Here is a 1,666-nt window from a genome sequence, read left to right as displayed (position 1 = left end):
GGGGTCTCCCCCCCCCCGTACCCGCCGGTCCCCGGGCGCGGAGTGGCCGCGCGGGGGAACCGGAGGGGTGGTTCAGCTCGCCGGGTCAGCCCCGGACGATGGTCAGCCCGTAGGCCGACAGGATCTCGCCGAGCGGGTTGTAGTAGCAGGTCGCGGTGTTGCCACCGGAGACCACGCCCTGGCCCTGGCCGGCGCTGGTGATGAAGCCGCCGCCGGAGTCACCGGCCTGGCAGAGCACGTTCGAGGCGGTCAGGCCGGTCACCGTGCCCTCGGCGTAGCGGACGGTCTGGTTGGCCGCGCCGCGGGTGCCGCAGGTCCAGCCGGTGGTGGAGCCGGACTTGCAGATGGCCGCGCCCTGGGCCGCGACGGTGGTGCCGACGACGCGGACGCTGCCGACCAGGCCCTGCGGGGTCCAGTTGGAGTTGGTGCGCACGTAGGCGTAGTCGTAGCCGGGGAACGAGGAGCCGCCCCAGGTGCCGAGCGAGGTGCCGTTGCGCGAGAGCGCGCCGCCGCCGGTCAGCGCCTGGCAGTGGCCCGCCGTGACGAAGCCGGTGGTCACCGACAGGCCCGCCGAGCAGCGGGACGAGCCGATGTTGTAGGCGTCGCCGCCCTTGATGTTCGCGAACGTGGTCGGGGCGTCGGCCTCGACGACGCGCACGTCCGAGCCCGCGAACGCGGCGGCCTCGGCGGTCTTGCCGGGCAGCGCGGTGACGACCACGGAGTTGGTCTTGCTGTCGGCGTACCAGCCGGTGACCGAGGCCGGGGCGGACTTCTCGACCGCGTTGAGCTGCGCGACCTTGGCGTCGAGCTGGGCGGCGCTGCGGGCGACCACGGTGGCCTCCGCGCCCGCGGCCTCGACCTCGGCGGCGTCGGCCGCGTCGGTCACGGCGACGGTGAGCTTGGCCGTGGAGATGTCGAACCAGGCGCCCGCGAAGGACGAGCCGAGGCTGGTGCGCAGCGAGTCCTCGGTGGCGGTGGCCGCGTCCTGCTTGACCATGAGGGTCCGCGCCTCGGCCGCGTCCAGGCCGAGGTCGCGCTGCATCGCGCTGACCAGGCCGGGGTGGGCGGCCTCGAACGCGGGGGCGGAGTCGGTGGAGGCGGGCTGCGCCGAGCCGGGCATCCCGTTCAGGATCGCCAGCGCGGCGGCGGCGAGGACGACGCCCGAGGTGCGGGCGACTTTCCGTGCGGTCATGTTGTCTTCTCCTCGGATGCAGGGACCGGGCGGCCGGGTGCAGGACCGGCTGTCCGGGCATTCCAGGACCGGGGCGGCGAATGATCGACTTACCCGTTCGGGTGTCGCTCTTCCGGACCACCCTCCGAGGGCGAGACTAGGAATGGGCGAAGCTGTTACACAATGGTCCGATTAGGGTTAAAACGTGTCACAGCCGGATGTTCGACGCACGTTCCGTAATCGCCGCAGGAAGCACCCGGAACACCGATTTCAAAACCCTACTAACCACCCGCCGCTGAACGGAGCACCGCGTGCCGACCTGCGGGGGCAGGGGGGCGCGGAGGAGATCGGCGCAGGTGGACGGGGTGGGGGTGGGTGGCCGACCTGGGCGGGAGGTGGGCGCGGGCGGCGAACGGGGGCGTCCGAGGGGCTCGCGGTCCGGGCGGGCGGCGGCCGGCCGGGGAATTCCCCGTGCGTTGTGCTCGTGATTTATGC

The 1,666-nt window shown here is 72.9% G+C and carries 1 protein-coding gene; it reads right to left on the bottom strand.

Features of this window, described 5'->3' with window-relative positions; translation table 11 throughout:
- Positions 1-85: 85 nt before the first annotated feature.
- Positions 86-1,192: a S1 family peptidase gene (locus ACTUAL_RS04840; protein ID WP_440899401.1), complete on the bottom strand. Its 1,107-nt coding sequence runs from the start codon at positions 1,190-1,192 to the stop codon at positions 86-88.
- Between the last annotated feature and the right edge of the window lie 474 nt (positions 1,193-1,666).

This window comes from Actinosynnema sp. (assembly GCF_052038725.1).
Note: the sequence above shows the minus strand (reverse complement) of the source record. Positions and strands in the feature narration are given on the sequence as shown.